Origin of the sequence: Rhizobium sp. Root708 (assembly GCF_001429725.1) — a bacterium.
Lineage (GTDB): Bacteria > Pseudomonadota > Alphaproteobacteria > Rhizobiales > Rhizobiaceae > Rhizobium.
The window spans coordinates 196,528-213,128 of record NZ_LMHV01000044.1; the positions used below are offsets into that span (position 1 = coordinate 196,528).

18 protein-coding genes are annotated in these 16,601 nt (G+C 61.2%); 13 read left to right on the top strand and 5 right to left on the bottom strand.

The genetic code is table 11. The features are described from left to right. The first annotated feature begins 400 nt into the window (after positions 1-400). Positions 401-1,435 (top strand): C45 family autoproteolytic acyltransferase/hydolase, encoded by a 1,035-nt coding sequence (locus tag ASE04_RS29090; RefSeq protein ID WP_082597546.1) that lies wholly within the window; start codon positions 401-403, stop codon positions 1,433-1,435. Here ASE04_RS29090 and ASE04_RS29095 read toward each other — a convergent pair. Next, positions 1,432-2,595: a hypothetical protein gene (locus tag ASE04_RS29095; protein ID WP_056826453.1), complete on the bottom strand. Its 1,164-nt coding sequence runs from the start codon at positions 2,593-2,595 to the stop codon at positions 1,432-1,434. The two genes, ASE04_RS29090 and ASE04_RS29095, sit on opposite strands and share 4 nt — an antisense overlap. 123 nt (positions 2,596-2,718) lie before the next feature. On the opposite strand from ASE04_RS29095, the gene alr reads away from it, so the two are divergent. From alr to ASE04_RS29110, 3 genes are read left to right on the top strand one after another with little or no spacing between them, the layout of a single operon-like run. After that, positions 2,719-3,822, top strand: a complete 1,104-nt coding sequence (alr, locus tag ASE04_RS29100) for an alanine racemase (RefSeq protein WP_056826208.1) — start codon at positions 2,719-2,721, stop codon at positions 3,820-3,822. Further along, positions 3,822-4,715: a DMT family transporter gene (locus ASE04_RS29105; protein WP_056826210.1), complete on the top strand. Its 894-nt coding sequence runs from the start codon at positions 3,822-3,824 to the stop codon at positions 4,713-4,715. The genes alr and ASE04_RS29105 overlap by 1 nt, the downstream gene beginning before the upstream one ends. Then, the gene (locus tag ASE04_RS29110; RefSeq protein ID WP_056826213.1) at positions 4,712-5,566 is read left to right on the top strand and encodes a TIGR01459 family HAD-type hydrolase; all 855 of its coding nucleotides are present in this window, start codon (positions 4,712-4,714) and stop codon (positions 5,564-5,566) included. Before ASE04_RS29105 ends, ASE04_RS29110 begins: the two co-directional genes overlap by 4 nt. Before the next feature lie 21 nt (positions 5,567-5,587). Here ASE04_RS29110 and ASE04_RS29115 read toward each other — a convergent pair whose 3' ends face one another. Together ASE04_RS29115 and ASE04_RS29120 are read right to left on the bottom strand one after the other, a co-directional pair. Further along, positions 5,588-6,418, bottom strand: a complete 831-nt coding sequence (locus tag ASE04_RS29115) for an IclR family transcriptional regulator (protein WP_056826215.1) — start codon at positions 6,416-6,418, stop codon at positions 5,588-5,590. 63 nt (positions 6,419-6,481) lie between these two features. Continuing rightward, positions 6,482-7,813 (bottom strand): MmgE/PrpD family protein, encoded by a 1,332-nt coding sequence (locus tag ASE04_RS29120; protein ID WP_056826217.1) that lies wholly within the window; start codon positions 7,811-7,813, stop codon positions 6,482-6,484. A 145-nt stretch (positions 7,814-7,958) separates the two neighbouring features. Here ASE04_RS29120 and ASE04_RS29125 point away from each other — a divergent pair, with 145 nt between their 5' ends. The 9 genes from ASE04_RS29125 to ASE04_RS29165 all read left to right on the top strand — a co-directional run bounded on the left by ASE04_RS29125 (position 7,959) and on the right by ASE04_RS29165 (position 15,511). After that, positions 7,959-8,273: a (2Fe-2S)-binding protein gene (locus tag ASE04_RS29125; protein ID WP_082597548.1), complete on the top strand. Its 315-nt coding sequence runs from the start codon at positions 7,959-7,961 to the stop codon at positions 8,271-8,273. After that, the gene (locus tag ASE04_RS29130) at positions 8,270-9,655 is read left to right on the top strand and encodes an FAD-dependent oxidoreductase (protein ID WP_056826219.1); all 1,386 of its coding nucleotides are present in this window, start codon (positions 8,270-8,272) and stop codon (positions 9,653-9,655) included. The genes ASE04_RS29125 and ASE04_RS29130 overlap by 4 nt, the downstream gene beginning before the upstream one ends. Further along, a complete protein-coding gene (locus tag ASE04_RS29135; RefSeq protein WP_056826222.1) occupies positions 9,642-10,796 on the top strand; it encodes an NAD(P)/FAD-dependent oxidoreductase in 1,155 nt (384 codons plus the stop codon). Before ASE04_RS29130 ends, ASE04_RS29135 begins: the two co-directional genes overlap by 14 nt. Positions 10,797-10,828: 32 nt before the next feature. Next, the gene (locus tag ASE04_RS29140; RefSeq protein WP_056826224.1) at positions 10,829-11,704 is read left to right on the top strand and encodes a substrate-binding periplasmic protein; all 876 of its coding nucleotides are present in this window, start codon (positions 10,829-10,831) and stop codon (positions 11,702-11,704) included. Positions 11,705-11,758: 54 nt separating this feature from the next. Continuing rightward, positions 11,759-12,538, top strand: coding sequence for an amino acid ABC transporter ATP-binding protein (locus ASE04_RS29145; protein WP_056826226.1), 780 nt, complete (start codon positions 11,759-11,761; stop codon positions 12,536-12,538). Continuing rightward, positions 12,535-13,182, top strand: a complete 648-nt coding sequence (locus ASE04_RS29150; protein ID WP_056826228.1) for an amino acid ABC transporter permease — start codon at positions 12,535-12,537, stop codon at positions 13,180-13,182. The genes ASE04_RS29145 and ASE04_RS29150 overlap by 4 nt, the downstream gene beginning before the upstream one ends. Before the next feature lies 1 nt (position 13,183). Beyond that, positions 13,184-13,900: an amino acid ABC transporter permease gene (locus ASE04_RS29155; RefSeq protein WP_056826230.1), complete on the top strand. Its 717-nt coding sequence runs from the start codon at positions 13,184-13,186 to the stop codon at positions 13,898-13,900. Positions 13,901-13,919: 19 nt separating this feature from the next. Next, a complete protein-coding gene (locus tag ASE04_RS29160) occupies positions 13,920-14,912 on the top strand; it encodes a dihydroxyacetone kinase subunit DhaK (protein ID WP_056826232.1) in 993 nt (330 codons plus the stop codon). A gap of 62 nt (positions 14,913-14,974) precedes the next feature. Continuing rightward, a complete protein-coding gene (locus ASE04_RS29165) occupies positions 14,975-15,511 on the top strand; it encodes a dihydroxyacetone kinase subunit L (protein WP_162260552.1) in 537 nt (178 codons plus the stop codon). A gap of 435 nt (positions 15,512-15,946) precedes the next feature. On the opposite strand, the gene ASE04_RS29170 is transcribed toward ASE04_RS29165, so the two are convergent. Together ASE04_RS29170 and ASE04_RS29175 are read right to left on the bottom strand one after the other, a co-directional pair. Then, positions 15,947-16,222, bottom strand: coding sequence for a hypothetical protein (locus ASE04_RS29170; RefSeq protein WP_056826237.1), 276 nt, complete (start codon positions 16,220-16,222; stop codon positions 15,947-15,949). 35 nt (positions 16,223-16,257) lie between these two features. Then, entirely contained in the window at positions 16,258-16,440 is a 183-nt protein-coding gene (locus ASE04_RS29175) for a hypothetical protein (RefSeq protein ID WP_056826239.1), read from the bottom strand. Positions 16,441-16,601 lie beyond the last annotated feature (161 nt).

The following is a 16,601-nucleotide window of genomic DNA, read 5'->3' on the forward strand; positions in this document are numbered from 1 at the left end:
CCGCCGGTCGCCACGCAAGCCGAACGGGGTCCATATCCATTTGTTTTATCTACGATTAGTCTTTCGCTTCCCATTAGAAGCGGCAGAGACATGATCGAGATAATCCTCCAGTCTGCACGAAAAAGCGAGATCGGTACATACTGCGAATCCTACAGATTAGTCGCCCCTGCGGATCACCCAGATTCCCCCGGTTGCTCGCTGACCGGCCATCGTCACGTCCACCCGGGACCGGTTTACAGACGAGAGTTCCACGCTCCGACTTGTCGACTTTCCTGGCGCGGTCCCGTCAGATCGCCAGCTGGTAGTGAGGATCTTTCGAACATCGTAGGCTTGCACCCCGGTAGACCCACTGCCACTGAGAATCCATATTATGGATTAACGACAGCATGGAAGCCGTAATATGAGTTCATCCGCAATCCCGATCCTCCATCTGCGGGGAGATCCATTCACTCGCGGTAAGCAACATGGAGTTGCATTGTCTTCCGCGATCCACGACGCGAACCGGCGCCAGAGGCAGACCTGCAATGACAGCGACTTGCGACATGCAGCCCAACGAGCCGCGAGCTCCTGGCACCAGCTCGAAGCAGGGTTTCCAAAGGTCGCGGCCGAGATCAGGGGCATTGCCGAAGGCAGCGGACTGGCGCCTCTGGATGTCTACCTCCTTTCTGGCTTTGATTTCTTTGAAGGCGCGCCATCAAGCGGTTGCACGACGGCAGCCTGCACGATTGGCGATGGCGCAATCGTTGCGCAAAACTGGGACGCTCCACCCGGCACGGATCGGAATCTCGTCTTGATGATCCACGAGGCGGGAGACGACAGTCTGATGATGGTCACCTCACCTGGAACGCTTGGTTGGGTTGGCATGAACAGGACAGGCCTCGCGCTCGTGACAAACGATCTGATGCTCGATGTCCAGGGTCATGGACTACCGACGCTCGCCGTCCGGCGCATCTTGCTCAGTCATGGTCGCGCGTGCGACGCAATGAATGCGGTCCGCCAGTTAGACCATCGGGCCGGGCGCTGTTATTTGTTGGGCGACGCTCACGGCGATATCGCCGGCGTCGAGATTTCACCCATGATCGGGGCGTGGCCACTATCCGGACATTCCATCGTCCACACCAATCATCCGATCGTGCCGGCCACCGCGTTGATGGAAGACATAGAGGCGGTCGCCCACGTCTATCCGTCCAGCCGAGAACGCCTACGCGCGGCTCGCGCGCACACTGTGGCGTGCGGCGAAGACATGCGCCGGCTTTTGGCCGACACGAACGGTAGCCCCGATGCCATCTGCAAGACGGCCTCACGTAGAGAGCCGACCCAAACTGCGTTCTCAATCATCTTTGACTGCGCTAAGCGGCAGGCCTCGGTTTGTCTCGGGCGACCGGATCGTAGCCGCTATCACGCCTTCACCCTCGACGTCGCGACCGCGGTCTAGGCGATAGACAGATCGCTGCCGCCGGATCGTCGGGCGTAGTCGGCGAAACGCGCCGCGAGTTCATCAGCACGCTCTTCGCACTCATCCGGGCGATAGGGACGGCAGTCATAGCCGAGCAGGTCGCGCATGATCTCTGCAGATGCGTCGGTCGTGCGGACCGTACCGTCGTCATCGACGCTCTCGATCCCATCATAACGCTGACAGCGCCGGTTGATGTCGATCGCCTCTTCCAACGTCAGCCCCGCGGGGAGATCAACGAGGAACCCAGCCGGTGATACCCGAACCGGATAACCGCCAACCAGCCCGAGCGGACCCGGACCATGGACGACGTGACCCGCACGGGCTGCCACTGCCCGCAACATCGCGGTCGCCGATGATGCGGTGACCGACTGCCCGGCCCGGCCCTTCACGCGCCGGTAGCGACCGGCGACGTGCGAGAAGAGGACTGCGTGATCGATCTCGTCGGGAGGAACTTCCATTCCATCGGCATAGATCGTCAGATGGTAGGGCGCGCCATCGGTGCCACCGGTGCTCGGCATCCGGTAGCTCAGGTAATGATGAGCGAAGAAACGAACATCGATTGCCGCCGGTTCGCGTTTGAGCATGTGCGCCGCGGCCAGACGGATTCCAGGGACCGCATTGGCAATATTGCCGATACCGACGGCCGGCGCCAACCCCTCCGCCGCGAGCGACGCATTGACGACATCCGGATAGGAAGCATTGACGACAACCGCGTGGCTGTCGGCAAGACGCACCGCCTTCATCAATCTGCGAACGAGAACCTGGTGCATGGGCGTCCAGACACCGCCACGTGCCATGTCAATGCGCTTGTAGGCTTCTGGCGGAAGCTTGGTAATGACCCACCAACTGTGTAGCGTGCTGGCGTTGAAGATGATGTCCGGCTTAAGCTTGTCGAGCCGCTCAGCTGTCTGCTCGATGTCCATCAGGTCGATGCGCGTAACGTCGACCCGCGGTTCCTGGCCGAGATTCATGGCCGTATAGCGCGCGAGGTTTACCCGCAGGAGCGCCGCGTCCGGATCGCGTGCCCCAAGGGTCAATGCATAGTCTTTTCCGCTTTGCAGGAGGAAGTCGAGGACATCGCCCCCGAGCACTCCGCTGCCGATAATGAGAATTCGAGGGGCCTTCCGATCCTTTTTCATGGCATGATCCTTCACTACTTTAGCGAGCTTTTGTTTAATTCATACATTTCCCGGTAGCAATGTGACTTAGTTTATCTTAGATTGCAACAATCGAACTTAGCTATCCTCTTGGTTGCGTCTCCGATGTCCTCTTTCTATCCAACCGCGCCCCAACTCCAGATCGATCTGTCTGCGATCGCCGCGAATTACACCTATATGAAATCGCTGGCCGCGCACGGCGCCGAAATTGCTGCGGTGGTCAAGAGCGATGCCTATGGTCTCGGCCTCGATCTCGTCGTCCCGGCGCTCCTGGACGCCGGCTGCAATCGCGTCTTCGTTAAAGACCTGCGCGAGGGGCTTCACGTGCGCAAGCGCCTCTCGAGCTCCGCAATGATCCATGTGCTGTCAGGTTTTGAGCCCCGCGATATCGATGACTACATCGGCTCGCGACTCGATCCCGTCTGTCGCACCCTTTCGCAAGCGCTGGCATCCCTCGACCGGCTTCCGCAGTTCCTTCTCGCTGTCGACACCGGCTTTTCCAGGTTTGGGTTGCCTCTTTCGGAGCTTGCGCTCCTCGTTCACCGGACGTCCCGCCGGCCAGATCTGCTGGTCAGTCATCTGGCCTGCGCCGACGCGCGCGCAAACGAGACAAACGCGCTTCAACGCGATCGCTTCGCCGCTGCCTGCGAAATCCTGCAACCGTGCAAACGGAGCCTCGCCGCCTCAGCAGCGATCTGGCTCGGTCCTCGTTTTCACTTTGACGTTGTGCGCGTCGGATCCGCACTCTTCGGCCTGAACAACGCGGCAATTGAACCATGTCCGCTTCAGCCTGTCGTACGGCTGACGGCGCGAATTGTCGATGTTAGAACGGTTCACCGGGGCGAGAGCGTCGGATATGCAGCGAGCTTCCGGGCAAGCCGGCAAATGTGCATCGGCATCATCGCACTCGGTTACGTACAGGGTCTCCCATGGTCGGCTGGCAACGCCATCTCCGCGGCGATTGGCTCCCACATCGCTCCGATTGTCGGCCGCATTGCGATGGAATACACAGCGATCGACCTCACCGAATTACCCCGATCGATCTGTGTGCCGGGAACGGCTGTCGAACTGCTCGGACCGCGCATGTCCGTCGACGCAATGGCAACGGCAACCGGCACGATCCCACAGGAGCTGCTGGTTCGTCTCGGATCGGGCTGCCGGCGGCAGTACGCTTGCTCTCCGAGCGCAACCGCAGGGGAACCGCATTGATGGACGACCGGCGAGCAGGAGCCCTCTGCGTTCTTTCGGCAGCCTTGCTGTGGAGCACGGCCGGACTGTTCATGGGCCTGCTCGCCGAACTTGATGCATGGACCATTCTCTTCTGGCGAAGCCTGTTTGGGGCATTCATGGCGACTGCTCTATATTTTCCGGGCGCCGGCCGGCGCCGTGGTGCAGCGGTGTCGATGAAATGGTGGTGGATCGCGGTCGCGGCTTCCGCGGTCGGGATGGTTGCCTTTATCCCGGCGCTGCGACTGACCTCGGTCGCCAATGTCGCGATGATCCACGCTGCGTTGCCGGTCTTTGCTGCCTTGGCCTCCATTCTCATTCTCGGAGAGACACCGTCGCGCGCAACGGTGCTGTTGTCCTGCGTGGCGCTAGCTGGTGCGCTTGTGATCCTTAGCGGCTCGCCCGCTGGGAGCTCCGACCGGGCCGGCGACCTCCTGGCATTGCTCATGACCATGTCGATCGCACTGATGACGGTTGCGCTTCGATTGCGCGGCGGGTCCAACCTTTCAATGGTGGCGGCCTCCAACGCCATCGCGGCAGGCGTCGCCTACTGCCTGTCGCCCGACATTGCCGTCGACGTTGCTCAGACCGGCCTCCTAGCAGCCTTTGGTCTGATCCAGATGGTGTTTGGCCTCCTTCTCTATGGCAAGGGGGCCCAGTTGCTTGCAAGCGCGGAAACCGCGTTGTTGTCGCTTGCCGAGGTTCCGCTTTCTCCTCTCTGGGTCTGGCTGGCGTTCAGCCAGCAGCCGACACCTCCCGGGATGGTCGGTGGCCTGATCATCCTTGCCGCAGCCGCCGCCCATGGCGTTCTGCACCTTCGCCGTAGTTCGGCTGAATCATTGCGGCTGCGTCAATCGTCGGAGGGACCATCATGAAACATGGACCGGCCTTCCTGCACGGTATTGTCGAAGTCGCGGATCGGTATGACGGATTGATCCTTGATCTCTTCGGAACCGTCCATGATGGCATCGATCTCCTTCCAGGGGTTCTTGACGCACTCCGGGCAATCAGACAACGACGCATTCGCGTTTGCCTTCTTTCGAACGCTCCGCGCCGATCTCGTGATGTCGCAAACCGGATCTCGGAGATGGGGCTCGAACCGGAATTCTATTGCGGCCTGGTAACGTCAGGCGAGATGGCGTTCGATGCCCTGTCGACCGGTGGCGGAGATTTTGGCGATCGCTATTTTCACATCGGACCGAGCGAACTTTCGGGGCTTCTCGACGGAAGCGGGCGCACAGCGGTAACGGAGCCCGACGAGGCGGATTTTCTTCTCTGCACAGGGATTGGCGATGCGACATCTCTCACGCGAGATCTGTTCTCTCGGGCGATCGACCGGAAGCTCACCATGGTCTGCGCCAATCCCGATCGCAGCGTCATCATCGGCCAGGAACTTATCAGCTGTGCAGGCGCGGTTGCGCAATACTATGAAGCCATGGGAGGAACCATCCTCCATTTCGGGAAACCTTATCGCGCAGCGTATGATCAAGCGCTCTCGCGGCTCGACCTGACCGGCGATCGGGTTTTGGCGGTCGGCGATGCCCTCGACACAGATATTCGAGGCGCCCGCGCGGTCGGCATCGACGCAGCGCTTGTGCTGACTGGCATTCACCGCGATGAACTTGTTGATCGGCGAACGGGGAGGGCTTCCCTGGCAAAGATCAAACGTATGCGGGAGCGAGAGCACCAACCGATATTCGTCATGCACGCATTGGCGTGGAGTTGATCAATTGCTGGCGTGCGGGCGCTATCGACGCGCCTGAACCATGGCCGCCGCCGCAGATCCAAGGTGCGCGTCCTCAAGCGGATTGAGGCTCGCCTCCAAGGTACGAACCTCCGCCTTGATCAAGTCGACGAGCGTAGGCAGGCGTTCTTCGGAGAGCCTCGCACTCGTCAGGTTGATGGCGATCGAAGCGACAGCGTCGCGGCCGGGAGGCAGGATCGGAACCGCGATCGCCGATATGCCGGCGACAAGCTCGCCATGGTCGACCGCATAGCCATTCTGCCTGATCCCATCGAGTGCACTCTTGACCTTCCCCTCCGTCAGCGAGCCGTAATGCCTATAGAGCGGTGCGTTCGTGGAAGTGATGACCGTGGCTTCGGCGGACGGCAGAAATGCCAGGATAGCCTGGCTTGCAGGACCGACCCCCATCGGGATCTGCCCGCCAATGTGGCCCGTCAGGCTATCGATCATATAGGATCCCTGTTGGCGGTCGACGCAGACGGTATTGAAACCGGCACGCGCCATCAGGAAGACGGAATCGCCCGTCGCAGCCGACAGGCGCATCAGCGCCGGACGTGCCAGTACCCGCAGCCCCGTTCCATCCGCTGCGGTCGCCCCCATTGCAAAAAGAGCCAAGCCCAGCCGATACCGCCTGGTCTCTCGCTCGCGATCGACGAGACCGTGGCGCTCGAGCGCGGTGATGATCCGGTGCGCCGTCGGCTGCGTCAGGCCAAGCGTTTCCCTGATCATCACCATCGTCGCGCCGCCGTGTCCTGCCTCGCCAAGGAATCTCAGGACGGAGACCGCTCTATCGAGAAGCTGCGTTCCGGTTCCCCCGGTCTCATCGCTTGCCATTTTAAATCCATTCCTCATCCGGTTCGGCAATTCCTAGTGCCAGATCGTGGCTTTGTAAAATGCCTAGAAGGGCTCGCAAAGGGCGTGGAGAAGAGTGGCCGGCGTCGCACCGGTGCCAAAATGCATGATCGCATCATGGATCGATTGCGTTCGGTGTGGCGGCAATGGCAGTCGTTCAGAGAGCCGCCCGAACTTTGCCGCGCGCTCCTCGGCACTCAAGGGATTGTTCGGCTCACCTTTCGGGAAGGCGATTTCCTGAGAGAACTGTTGCCCGTTCGCGGTTATGATGACGGTGGCAGGCGTCGCGGCTGGAAACGCGCCGGCATATCGCGGATCCGCTTTCAGTTTGACCCGCCCCGCAAGCGCGACAACATCTTGGTCGGAAAGATGGTGATCCTCGAGCGGCAACAATGCCGGCTCGCCGTGGCACAGGGCGACGGCAACACAGAATGGAATGCTGTACTGCGCGGCCTCGTTGGAAGCCGGCGATGCCTGGTTCGGCAAGGTCAGGGCGCGCTCGAATGTTTCGACCACGATTTCATCGATTGCCTGCGCTACCAGGCCATGGCGCTCCCGCAGCTCCAATACCGCGTCGATCGCCGCATGCGCCCATCGGCAGCAGCTGTAGCGTTTGAAGTAGGCCTCCCCGATACGCCAACTGTTACCCAAGCCGTCAAGAAGCCGCGCCCTGTCGAAGGTAGATGGATCGTCGAGGAGGTCGAGCGGACCCGTGTGCCCGGCCACCGCCAGAAAGGCGGCCTGAACACCGTTTGCCGCCGCCCATGGGATCCCTTCCTTCACAGAGTGGCCGAGCCGTGTCCATCCGGTCGCAAATTGGCTGGTCGCGGTCTGTCCGGCGATTGCCATGGCGTGGGCGATGACCGAAGCCGGGTGCCCGAGTAGATAGCCCGTCGCGGCAGCCGTCCCGTATCCGCACCACAGCCCGGAATCCGTCGTGCGAAGAGCGTTGATGTCACGCGATGCGGCAACCCGCACTGCGATCTCGTAGCCAAGCGCGATTGCGGTCAACAGCCTCGCTGCGGAGATCGAAGCAAGAGAGGAAAAGGCGAGCACCGCAGGGACGATGGCTGCTGCGGGATGCCCGGCAGCACCGCGATGGCCATCGTCGAGGTCAAGGCTTGCAGCATAGGTAGCGTTGACGAAGGCTGCGCCGGGCGGGGTGAGCTGGCTTGCCGAGAACCACACCTTCGATTGGCCGTGCCCCCAGATCGAGCGGGCAGCGTCGAATGAGGCCCGACCCGCAGGAGTGGCCGCGCCACTGGCTGCAGCACCGATCGTATCTTGAAGCGTCCTGCGGACCGCCTCGTGCAGTGGTGTGTCAACGGTCGCGATTGACCGGCAGAAGGCAGCCAGTTCGGAAATGGCAGATGACATGAGCTGGTTTCCCCCAGATGCTACCTCCGGTGGCTTCAATGTTTCGAACAGCCGAGGCGAGAGGTAGATTTTTTGAATTTGATTCCCACTAAACATCCATATTATGGATTATCCGAGCTCGAGGAGCAATGGGAGGAACGCCAGGATGACCACGATAAATACTACACTTAAGGGCGTTAAGAGGCTTGAAACGCCCGAAACTCTTGAACTCTCCATGCAGGTCGATGGCCTTCGCGTGGCTGCCCGCCGCGGTGAGACGATCCTTTTGGCGGTGAACGCTGCCCTCGGCCATGTGCGCAACTTTGAGTTTTGCAAAGAACGAAGGGCTGGCTTCTGCTTTATGGGCGCTTGCCAGGATTGCTGGATGTGGACTGCTGGCGGTGAACGCATCCGTGCATGCACGAGCCTTGTTGAGCCGGGCATGACGTTGTCCACCTCCGCACCGGGACCGAGAGCATGAGCCGCCCCGACCTAATCGTCATTGTTGGCGCGGGGCCGGCAGGCGTCAGCGCCGCCAGCATCCTGGTGGAAGCCGGCCACCGCCCGGTGCTCATCGACGAAGGCATGTCGCAGGGCGGCCAGGTCTTTCGCCGCCCTCCTGACACCCTTCAAAGGACCGATAGGCAGCTATACGGCTTCGACGCCGCGCGGGCGCGCTCCATGCGCGACAGCTTCGCCCGCATCCAGCCATCACTGACCTATCTTCCGGAGACGCTGATCTGGAACGTGGAGCCCGGCATGCTTCATCTTTCCGGAACAGCCGGGATTACCCGGCAACCCTGGCACCGACTGATCGTTGCGCCGGGCGCGATGGATCGGATCGTGCCCGTGAAGGGATGGACGGCCCCTGGCGTGTTCACCCTGGGTGGCGCGCAGATTGCCTTGAAGGCCCAAGCATCCCTGATCGGCCACGAGACCGCTTTCCTGGGGAGCGGTCCGCTCTTGTACCTGGTCGCTTATCAGTACGCCCGGGCCGGAGGAAGGGTCGCAGCCGTGCTGGAAACCGGCGCTCCGTTTCACCGACTGCCGCCTATTGCAGGCCTTGCCGCCGGCGGCCGGATACTGGCGAAGGGCCTCTACTACATCGCCTGGCTGAAAGCCCGCGGTGTTCCCCTCCATGCGGGTGTGGAGCCCCTGGAGATCATGCGGGCCGAAAGCGGCAGGGTCTCCGGCCTGCGCTATCGCGTTGGCAAGCGCGAAGCCTCGCTTGCCTGTGACGCCGTTGGCATGGGCCAGGGCCTCAAATCAGAAACCCAGCTGGCCGACCTTCTTGGTGTCGACTTTCATTTCAGCGAGCAGCACCGCCAGTGGCTTCCAACTGTGGATCAAGACGGCCGGAGTTCTATCGACGGCGTCTATCTTGCCGGAGACGGGCTCGCAATCCGTGGAAGCGAAGTTGCGGAAATGACCGGGGAACTCGCGGCACTGGCGCTCCTTGCAGATTGCGGAAAGCCAGACACGGCACGCTCGGCAAAATTGCGACGTCGCATCGCGCGCATGGATCGGTTTCGACGCGCGCTGGACAAACTGTTTCCGTTTCCACGTCGAATGCCATCCGACCTGTCCGACGACACGCTCATTTGTCGATGTGAGGGCCTGACCGCGCGTTCCGTACGCGAGGCCGTGGCCGTGTCGGGCGAAACCGATATCAACCGCATCAAGGCCTTCAGCCGCCTTGGAATGGGGCGTTGCCAGGGACGCGTCTGCGCGCCGGCAGCCGCCGAACTCGTCGCGGCGCAGGCCGCTGTCGACGTTCGCGCCGTTGGACGGATGCGCGGTCAGGCACCGGTGAAACCCATACCGCTTTGCATGCTGGCTGGAGGCGTCGATGACAGTCTATGATGTCGCCATCATTGGCGGCGGCCTTGCCGGCTGTTCGGCAGCGCTTCATGCTCGTCAGATGGGTGCCTCCGTCGCGCTCTTCGAGCGCGGACGATGCGGCGCGCAGGCAAGCGGGGTCAATTATGGAGGCGTCCGCCAGCAGGGTCGTCACGTTGCCGAACTGCCGCTCGCGCGACGCAGCCGCTCGATCTGGGCAAGGCTCGCCGATCTCGTCGGTGACGATTGCGAGTTTGCGGTCACCGGCCACCTGAAGCTGGCACGCAACGACGGCGACATGTGGGAACTCGTTGCCCACCAAGCGCTCGCGAAGAGCATCGACCTATCGCTTGAAATCCTTGACCGGTCCGATTTGCGGCGACGCTATCCATATCTCGGGGATCGGTTTTCAGGCGGCTCGCTCTGCGCCGAGGATGGCCAGGCCAACCCGAGACTTGTCGCGCCGGCATTCGCGCGCACCGCGCGGTCGATGGGCGCCGTCGTCCGCGAGAACTGCGCAATCGAACGCGCGGTAGTTTCAGACATTGGTTTCGATCTCTTCGTGGTCGGAGAACTGGTCCCGTTCCGGGCGAGGCGGCTGATCAACACCGCCGGCGCATGGGGAGCGCGCGTCGCGGCATGGTTCGGCGACGTCGTTCGCGAAGACGTGATGGCACCCAACATGTGCGTCACGGAACCGATCCCGCCGCTGATAGGTCCCAATCTCGGCATCTGCGGCGGCGGGATCTATATCAGGCAGACCAGGGACCATGGGAGCGTGATCTTCGGATCGGGGCTCGGCATTGCCGACCGCGACGCCCTGCGTACCCGGCCGCTTGCGGATGTCACAATGGAGTCAGCTAGAGCGGCGATCGAGATGGTTCCCGCTCTGGCGAACGTCCTTTTGGTCCGCAGCTGGACCGGCATCGAGGGACGCATGCCTGATGGGCTGCCTGTCGTCGGTGCTAGTCCTGGTCTGTCCAACCTCTTTCACGCTTTCGGCTTCTCCGGGCATGGGTTCCAGCTTGGCCCGGCCGTTGGCGCCGTTCTCGCGGAACTTAGCCTCAGAGGTGAAACCGAGACGCCGATCAACGGCCTCTCGATGACGCGCTTTGACCCGCCGACCACCCATCCGGCAGCGGCTGACGCTGCCGGCCAGACCTGATCGACTTCACAACAACAAAGGGAACAACGATCATGAAGACCACGACACTGACTGGGATGATGGCCATCACAATCGCGCTGCTTGCCGGGCCCTTATCCGCAGCAGACAACGCCGCCTACAAGCTAGTCGAACCGGGAACGCTATCGGTCGCCATTACCGGCGATATGCCAGGCCTCGTCGCGCGCGATGGAAAGCTTGTCGGTTACGACGGAGAGATCCTTCAGCTTGCAGCGGAGCATCTCGGATTGGCAATCAAGCCTGTTCCAATGGAATGGTCGGGCGCCATCGCGGCCGTTCAGACGGGCCGCGTCGACATTATCGGCGGCAACGTCGCCTGGACCGAACAGCGAGCCGCTACGCTCTCGCTGACCGACCCGAGCGGCTATTTCCAGAACGGCATCACGTCGCTGACGGCAACCGGATGGCATAGCCTTGCAAATCTCGAAGACATGAAGGTTGGCTCCATGACAGGGTTTTCCTTTCTGCCCGAGCTGAGGCGGATTAAGGGGCTTGAACTGTCACTCTATGACAGCTCGGATGCTGCCTTGCGCGACCTCGTTGCCGGACGAATCCAGGCGCTGGTCGGCGACCCGCCGGTCATCGACTATGCGATCTCGAAGAACCCGGATTGGGGACTCGCGAACTTGCCCTTCACCGACAACAATCCCCACTTCCCGCTTTTGACAGGGATCGGCCGCCAGTACGTCTTCGGTCTATCCAAGGATAACAAGGCACTTTCGGACGCCATCAGCGGAGAAATTCGCAAACTGTGGGAGAGCTGCGAGGTCAAGGCAATCGGCAAGAAATACGGCAATGTCAGCGAGGCGAACTACAAGCCGTCGCCGCAAAACTTCCGTACAGGCGTCGACCGCCCCGACGAGTGGGCACCACCCGTTTGCGCTCGATAACGACTACATCGGCGACCGGCTCGCCCGGTCGCATACCGTTCCCTGGAGGCTCCCATGCCCGACGCCGACATTCTCCTGACCGTCGACAATCTCAACAAGTCCTTCGGCCCTATTTCCGTACTCAAAGATGTTTCGTTTTCTCTGCGGCGGGGCGAACGCATCGCATTGATCGGCCCGAGCGGATCGGGCAAGTCGACCTGCCTTCGGGCAATCAATTTCCTGGAGCCGCCGACCAGTGGCGACATCAGGATAGACGGCAAGCTCATCGGCCGTCATGCCAACGGCCGTCGCATGACCGATGCCGAACTCGCGCCGCAACGCGCTGAAATCGGCATGGTTTTTCAGCATTTTCATCTTTGGCCCCATCTTTCCGTGGAGGCGAATGTCGCGCTGCAACCCCGCAAGGTGCGCGGTTTCGCGGCTGCCCGGGCCACGGCACTGGCCGCCGACCTGCTCGCCAAGGTCCACCTTTCTCACAAGGCAGGCGAGATGCCGTCGCGCCTTTCGGGCGGCCAACAACAACGGGTAGCGATTGCCCGCGCTCTCGCGCAGCAGCCGAAGCTCCTGCTCTTCGACGAACCAACCTCGGCCCTTGATCCGGAGTTGGTCGGAGAGGTTTTGACGGTCATCAAGGAGCTCGCCGGCGAAGGGCGTTCAATGGTGCTCGTCACGCATGAGATCGCCTTTGCCCGAGAAGTCGCCGACCGCATCATCTTCATGGACGGCGGTCGCATCGTCGAGGAAGGCCCAGCGCGTCACGTCCTCGATCACCCGCGGGCGCCGCGCCTAAGACAATTCCTCTCCAGCCTGTCGAATGAGGGGGGCGACTCATGAGCGAGGATCTGTTGGGCAGAATAGCCGATGCGCTCCTGCACGGATCGGTCGTCACGATAGAGGTAAGCCTGGGTGCCTTGGCGATTGCGATGCTGATCGGACTTGTGCTGGCAACCACCGAACATCTTTCCGACAATAGAGCGGCAGCATTTCTCATCAGGGCCTATGTTGAAGCCCTCAGGAACGTCCCGAGCCTGACCTTCCTCTTCCTGTTGTATTTCGGACTGGCGTCGGCAGGCTTGCGGATGTCGTCGATGGTAGCCGCCATCCTCGGGCTCGGCATGATTGGCGGTGCGGTTGTCGTCGACATCCTTCGCGCCGGCTTCCAGTCGGTGCCGACGGGCCAGAACGAAGCGGCTGCCGCCATCGGTCTCAGGCCCCTTCCTGCGTTTCGCCTGGTCGTCCTTCCGCAGGGACTTCGCCTCGCTCTGCCATCCCTCGGCAATTATGCGGTTGGCCTGGTGAAAGACACCTCGCTCGTTGCTGCTATCGCGGCCCCCGAGGTGATGTTCAACGCGCGCCAGATCGTCAACGAGACCTTCGCCACCGCCACGATCTACGGAGCAGCTGCCCTTCTCTATCTCCTGCTCACCTTCGTTGTCGGACAGGCGTTCGTTCTGGCTGAACGCCGACTGGAGTATTGACATGACCTTCATCGAAACTGTCATCGCCAACCTTTCCGACTGGGGGCCCCGGCTTGCCGCAGGCCTCGTCATGAGTCTCGCCGTGACATCCGCGGGCTTTACCTTGGCCTTCCTTCTCGGGCTTTCGCTCGAATATCTCAGAACCCGTTCGTCCTTTGCAATCAGGGCGGCAGCGACAACCTATGTGGTCATCGCACGTGGCGTTCCAATCCTTGTGATCCTTTACCTGATCTATTTCGGGCTTCCGGGCAGTGGCATCGTGCTGTCCGCGTTTGCAGCCGGGAGCATAGGTCTGGGCGTTGTATACGGCGCCTATTTGTCCGAGGTCTTTCGTGCCGGGCTAGGGGCCATTCCCCCCGGTCAAAGAGAAGCAGCCCTGGCGGCGGGCCTGACACCTGCCCAGGCATTCCGTCTCGTGCTGCTGCCGCAGGCCATCCGCCACATGCTCGCTCCCTTGCTGGTCAATCTCGTCTCGCTTCTGAAGGACAGTTCGATCTGCGCGCTGATTGCCGTTCCAGAGCTGACGCTAACGTCGCGCGCGATCATGTCCGAGAGCTTCCTGCCGCTGCATGTCTTTGCCCTGACCGCCGTGCTCTACTTCGCATTGGCATGGCCGGCTTCGCTCACCGTCAGGATGATTGAGAAACACCTTGCGCACGGTAGTGGCGCATCGCGTCAGCGCAGCACCGCGAAGAAATTAACGGCACAGCCCATTTGAGCGCGAAAAGGAGGATATCTTGAAGAAACTGATGAACAGCCCGTCAGGCTATGTAGACGAAAGCCTTTCCGGACTGGTGCTTGCCTACCCGGACCTGATCCGTGCCGGAAATACGGGTCGCACGATCCTCAGGCGCAATGGCGTCAGGCAGGGCAAGGTGGCAATCGTCACAGGAGGAGGATCGGGGCACCTTCCGCTCTTCTGCGGCTATCTCGGGGAGGGCCTGCTCGATGCTTGCGCCGTCGGCAATGTCTTCGAAGGCCCCGCCCTCCAGTCCTGCATCGATGCCGTAGACGCGGCCGACAGCGGTGCCGGTGTGCTGCTTCTTTTTGGAAACTATGGCGGTGACCGAATGAATTTCGAAATGGCATCAAAAATGTCGCGGGCCGATGTCCGCATGGTGCTTGGAACCGACGACATCGCAAGTGCCGACCGCCTCGAGCGCCAGAAGCGGCGTGGCGTGGCGGGCCTCGTTCTTGCCTTCAAGACAGCTGGAGCCGCTGCGGAAGCAGGCCTTCCTCTGGACGAGGTCGCGCGGATTGCACAAAAAACTGTCGACCAAACAGCCTCGATCGGCATCGCCTGGGGCGGCTGCAGGCTGCCGTCGGAAGATGTGCCGATTGTCGAGATGCAAGACAGCGATGTTGAGATGGGGATCGGCATTCATGGAGAGCCCGGAATCTGGCGAAAGCCGATAACGTCCGCCAATGCGCTGGTCGACGAGATGATCGAACGCATCCTCGCTGATCGCGGCGAGAACGTCGGCTCCAATCGCGTCATCCTGATGCTGAACAACCTTGGCGGCACGCCGGTCGATGAACTCTTCATAGCATTCGACCGCGCCCACCGGGCGCTTTCCGAAAAGGGGTTTGCGATTGCTCGATCCTTCGTTGGCACCTTCGCCACATCGATGGAGATGGCCGGAATTTCTATCAGCCTCAGCTTTATCGACGATGAACTCGATGCATTCTTCCAAGCGCCTGCGCAATCACCGTTCTGGAGCGTTCAATGACCTGCTTCACCTCAACGGACATGCTTGCCGCGGCGAAGCGCGCCGCTCTTACGGCCAAAACGATGGAAGCGACCCTGAATGCCGCTGACAGCCGCCTGGGGGACGGTGATACGGGTACGATGTTGGCGCGGTTATTGACTGCCATCGAACAAGCGGAGCCTGTCCAGGACGACATCGGCGCCACTTTCAAGGTGATGGCCATGAAAGCGGCCCAGAGCACCGGCTCTAGTTTGGGAACGCTTATCAGCGCATCATTGCTGTCGGCGGGCTCGCGATTTTCCAGCAGTCCTGCGCTTTCGGTCGCGGACATCGGAACGATCGTGAAGGTCGCCCGGGATGAAATGCTGTCGCTCGGACGCTCGCAACTCGGCGACAAGACGATCGTGGATGGTCTGGACGCCTTGGCCTGCGCGCTCGAGAACGGGTCCAACCCCTGCAAGGCAGTGGACGAAGCCCTCAGTCGCTTCAGGGGGAAGCCCTGCAAGGTTGGCCGTGCACGCATGTGGCCCGAGCAAAGCATGGATCTCGATGATCCCGGAATGCTTGCGTTGGCCGGGATCGTCAAAGCCATCTACATTCCATCGTCGCAACGGGGATAGAAGCGAGGAGGCTGGATTGTTGCTGATGGTATTGACGGCGGGAAGGATTAGCCGTGCCGTCGGGCCGACAACATCCCCCAGACACGGCGAAGCGTTTGCAGTCGAGCCGATACTCGATCCTTTGGTAGGGGGATTGCAATGCCGTTGCGAAAATCCGCAAGGGCTTGCGCCTCCAGCCGGCTTGGTTTGCTGCATCCGGAAGGGTCATTGACCGGCTTGCCATTCCTGCAATCGATGACGGCCCACGTTCCGTTCTCAAGAAGCTGTATCTCGTAGCGTTGCATTCTGGCCTGCCAACAGTCGGGCTCTTAGCACAGCCTCAAATCCCAGTGAGAATCAATCCTACTACCGGATCGAGCCGCCTATACTTACGGCGGATGGTGAACCCGCCGTTACTATCCCTTCGGCGCGCCACATACCCTTCGACAGTGTCGATCAATCGCCAGCGTAACGGCCGCTGGGTTCAACGAGGATGACCTGGATCAATCCGCCCTTTGATCCCGGCATCAGGTCCTGGACAGCGATCACCGAAACGATCCTCGCCCCGCATGACATGACGCCCTCAAGCACCCCGTCGATCCATGCAGCATTGTCATCCTCATCGACAAAGTCGCGAGCATGGCGCTGAACCTCTCCGCCACGCCTACCTGCGCGCGAACCTTGTTGTTTGCCGATCTCGTACCAGCTTTGATTCGTTCGACGTTCTCGCATGGCAATCGCCTCAGGGGCCCAAGTCGTCTTTCCCGTTACTGCATTCCCGCGGTCGGCTTCGGCGTTACCGCCTGGCCGCGACGCCTTGCCTCGGAAATGGCCTCACCAATCGCCTGCTGAATAAGGAAGGAGAGTACCTCCCCATCCTCTTCCTTTTCCGCCATCTGGAGGGCGAGCCGCAAGGTTTCAATGAGTTTCGGGATCTCGTTTTCCGACATATCCGATCTAACCTTCGATCCTAAAAATCGAACAGGAACGCGATATCCGTCCCCATTCGATCTCGTATGCCCATTCGTCGCCGATTGGCAGCTTCTCCTTGCGAAGCGCCTAGACAGGTTTCGATACCAACGTGTATCTGACCGAAGGGAAGGCGTGATTG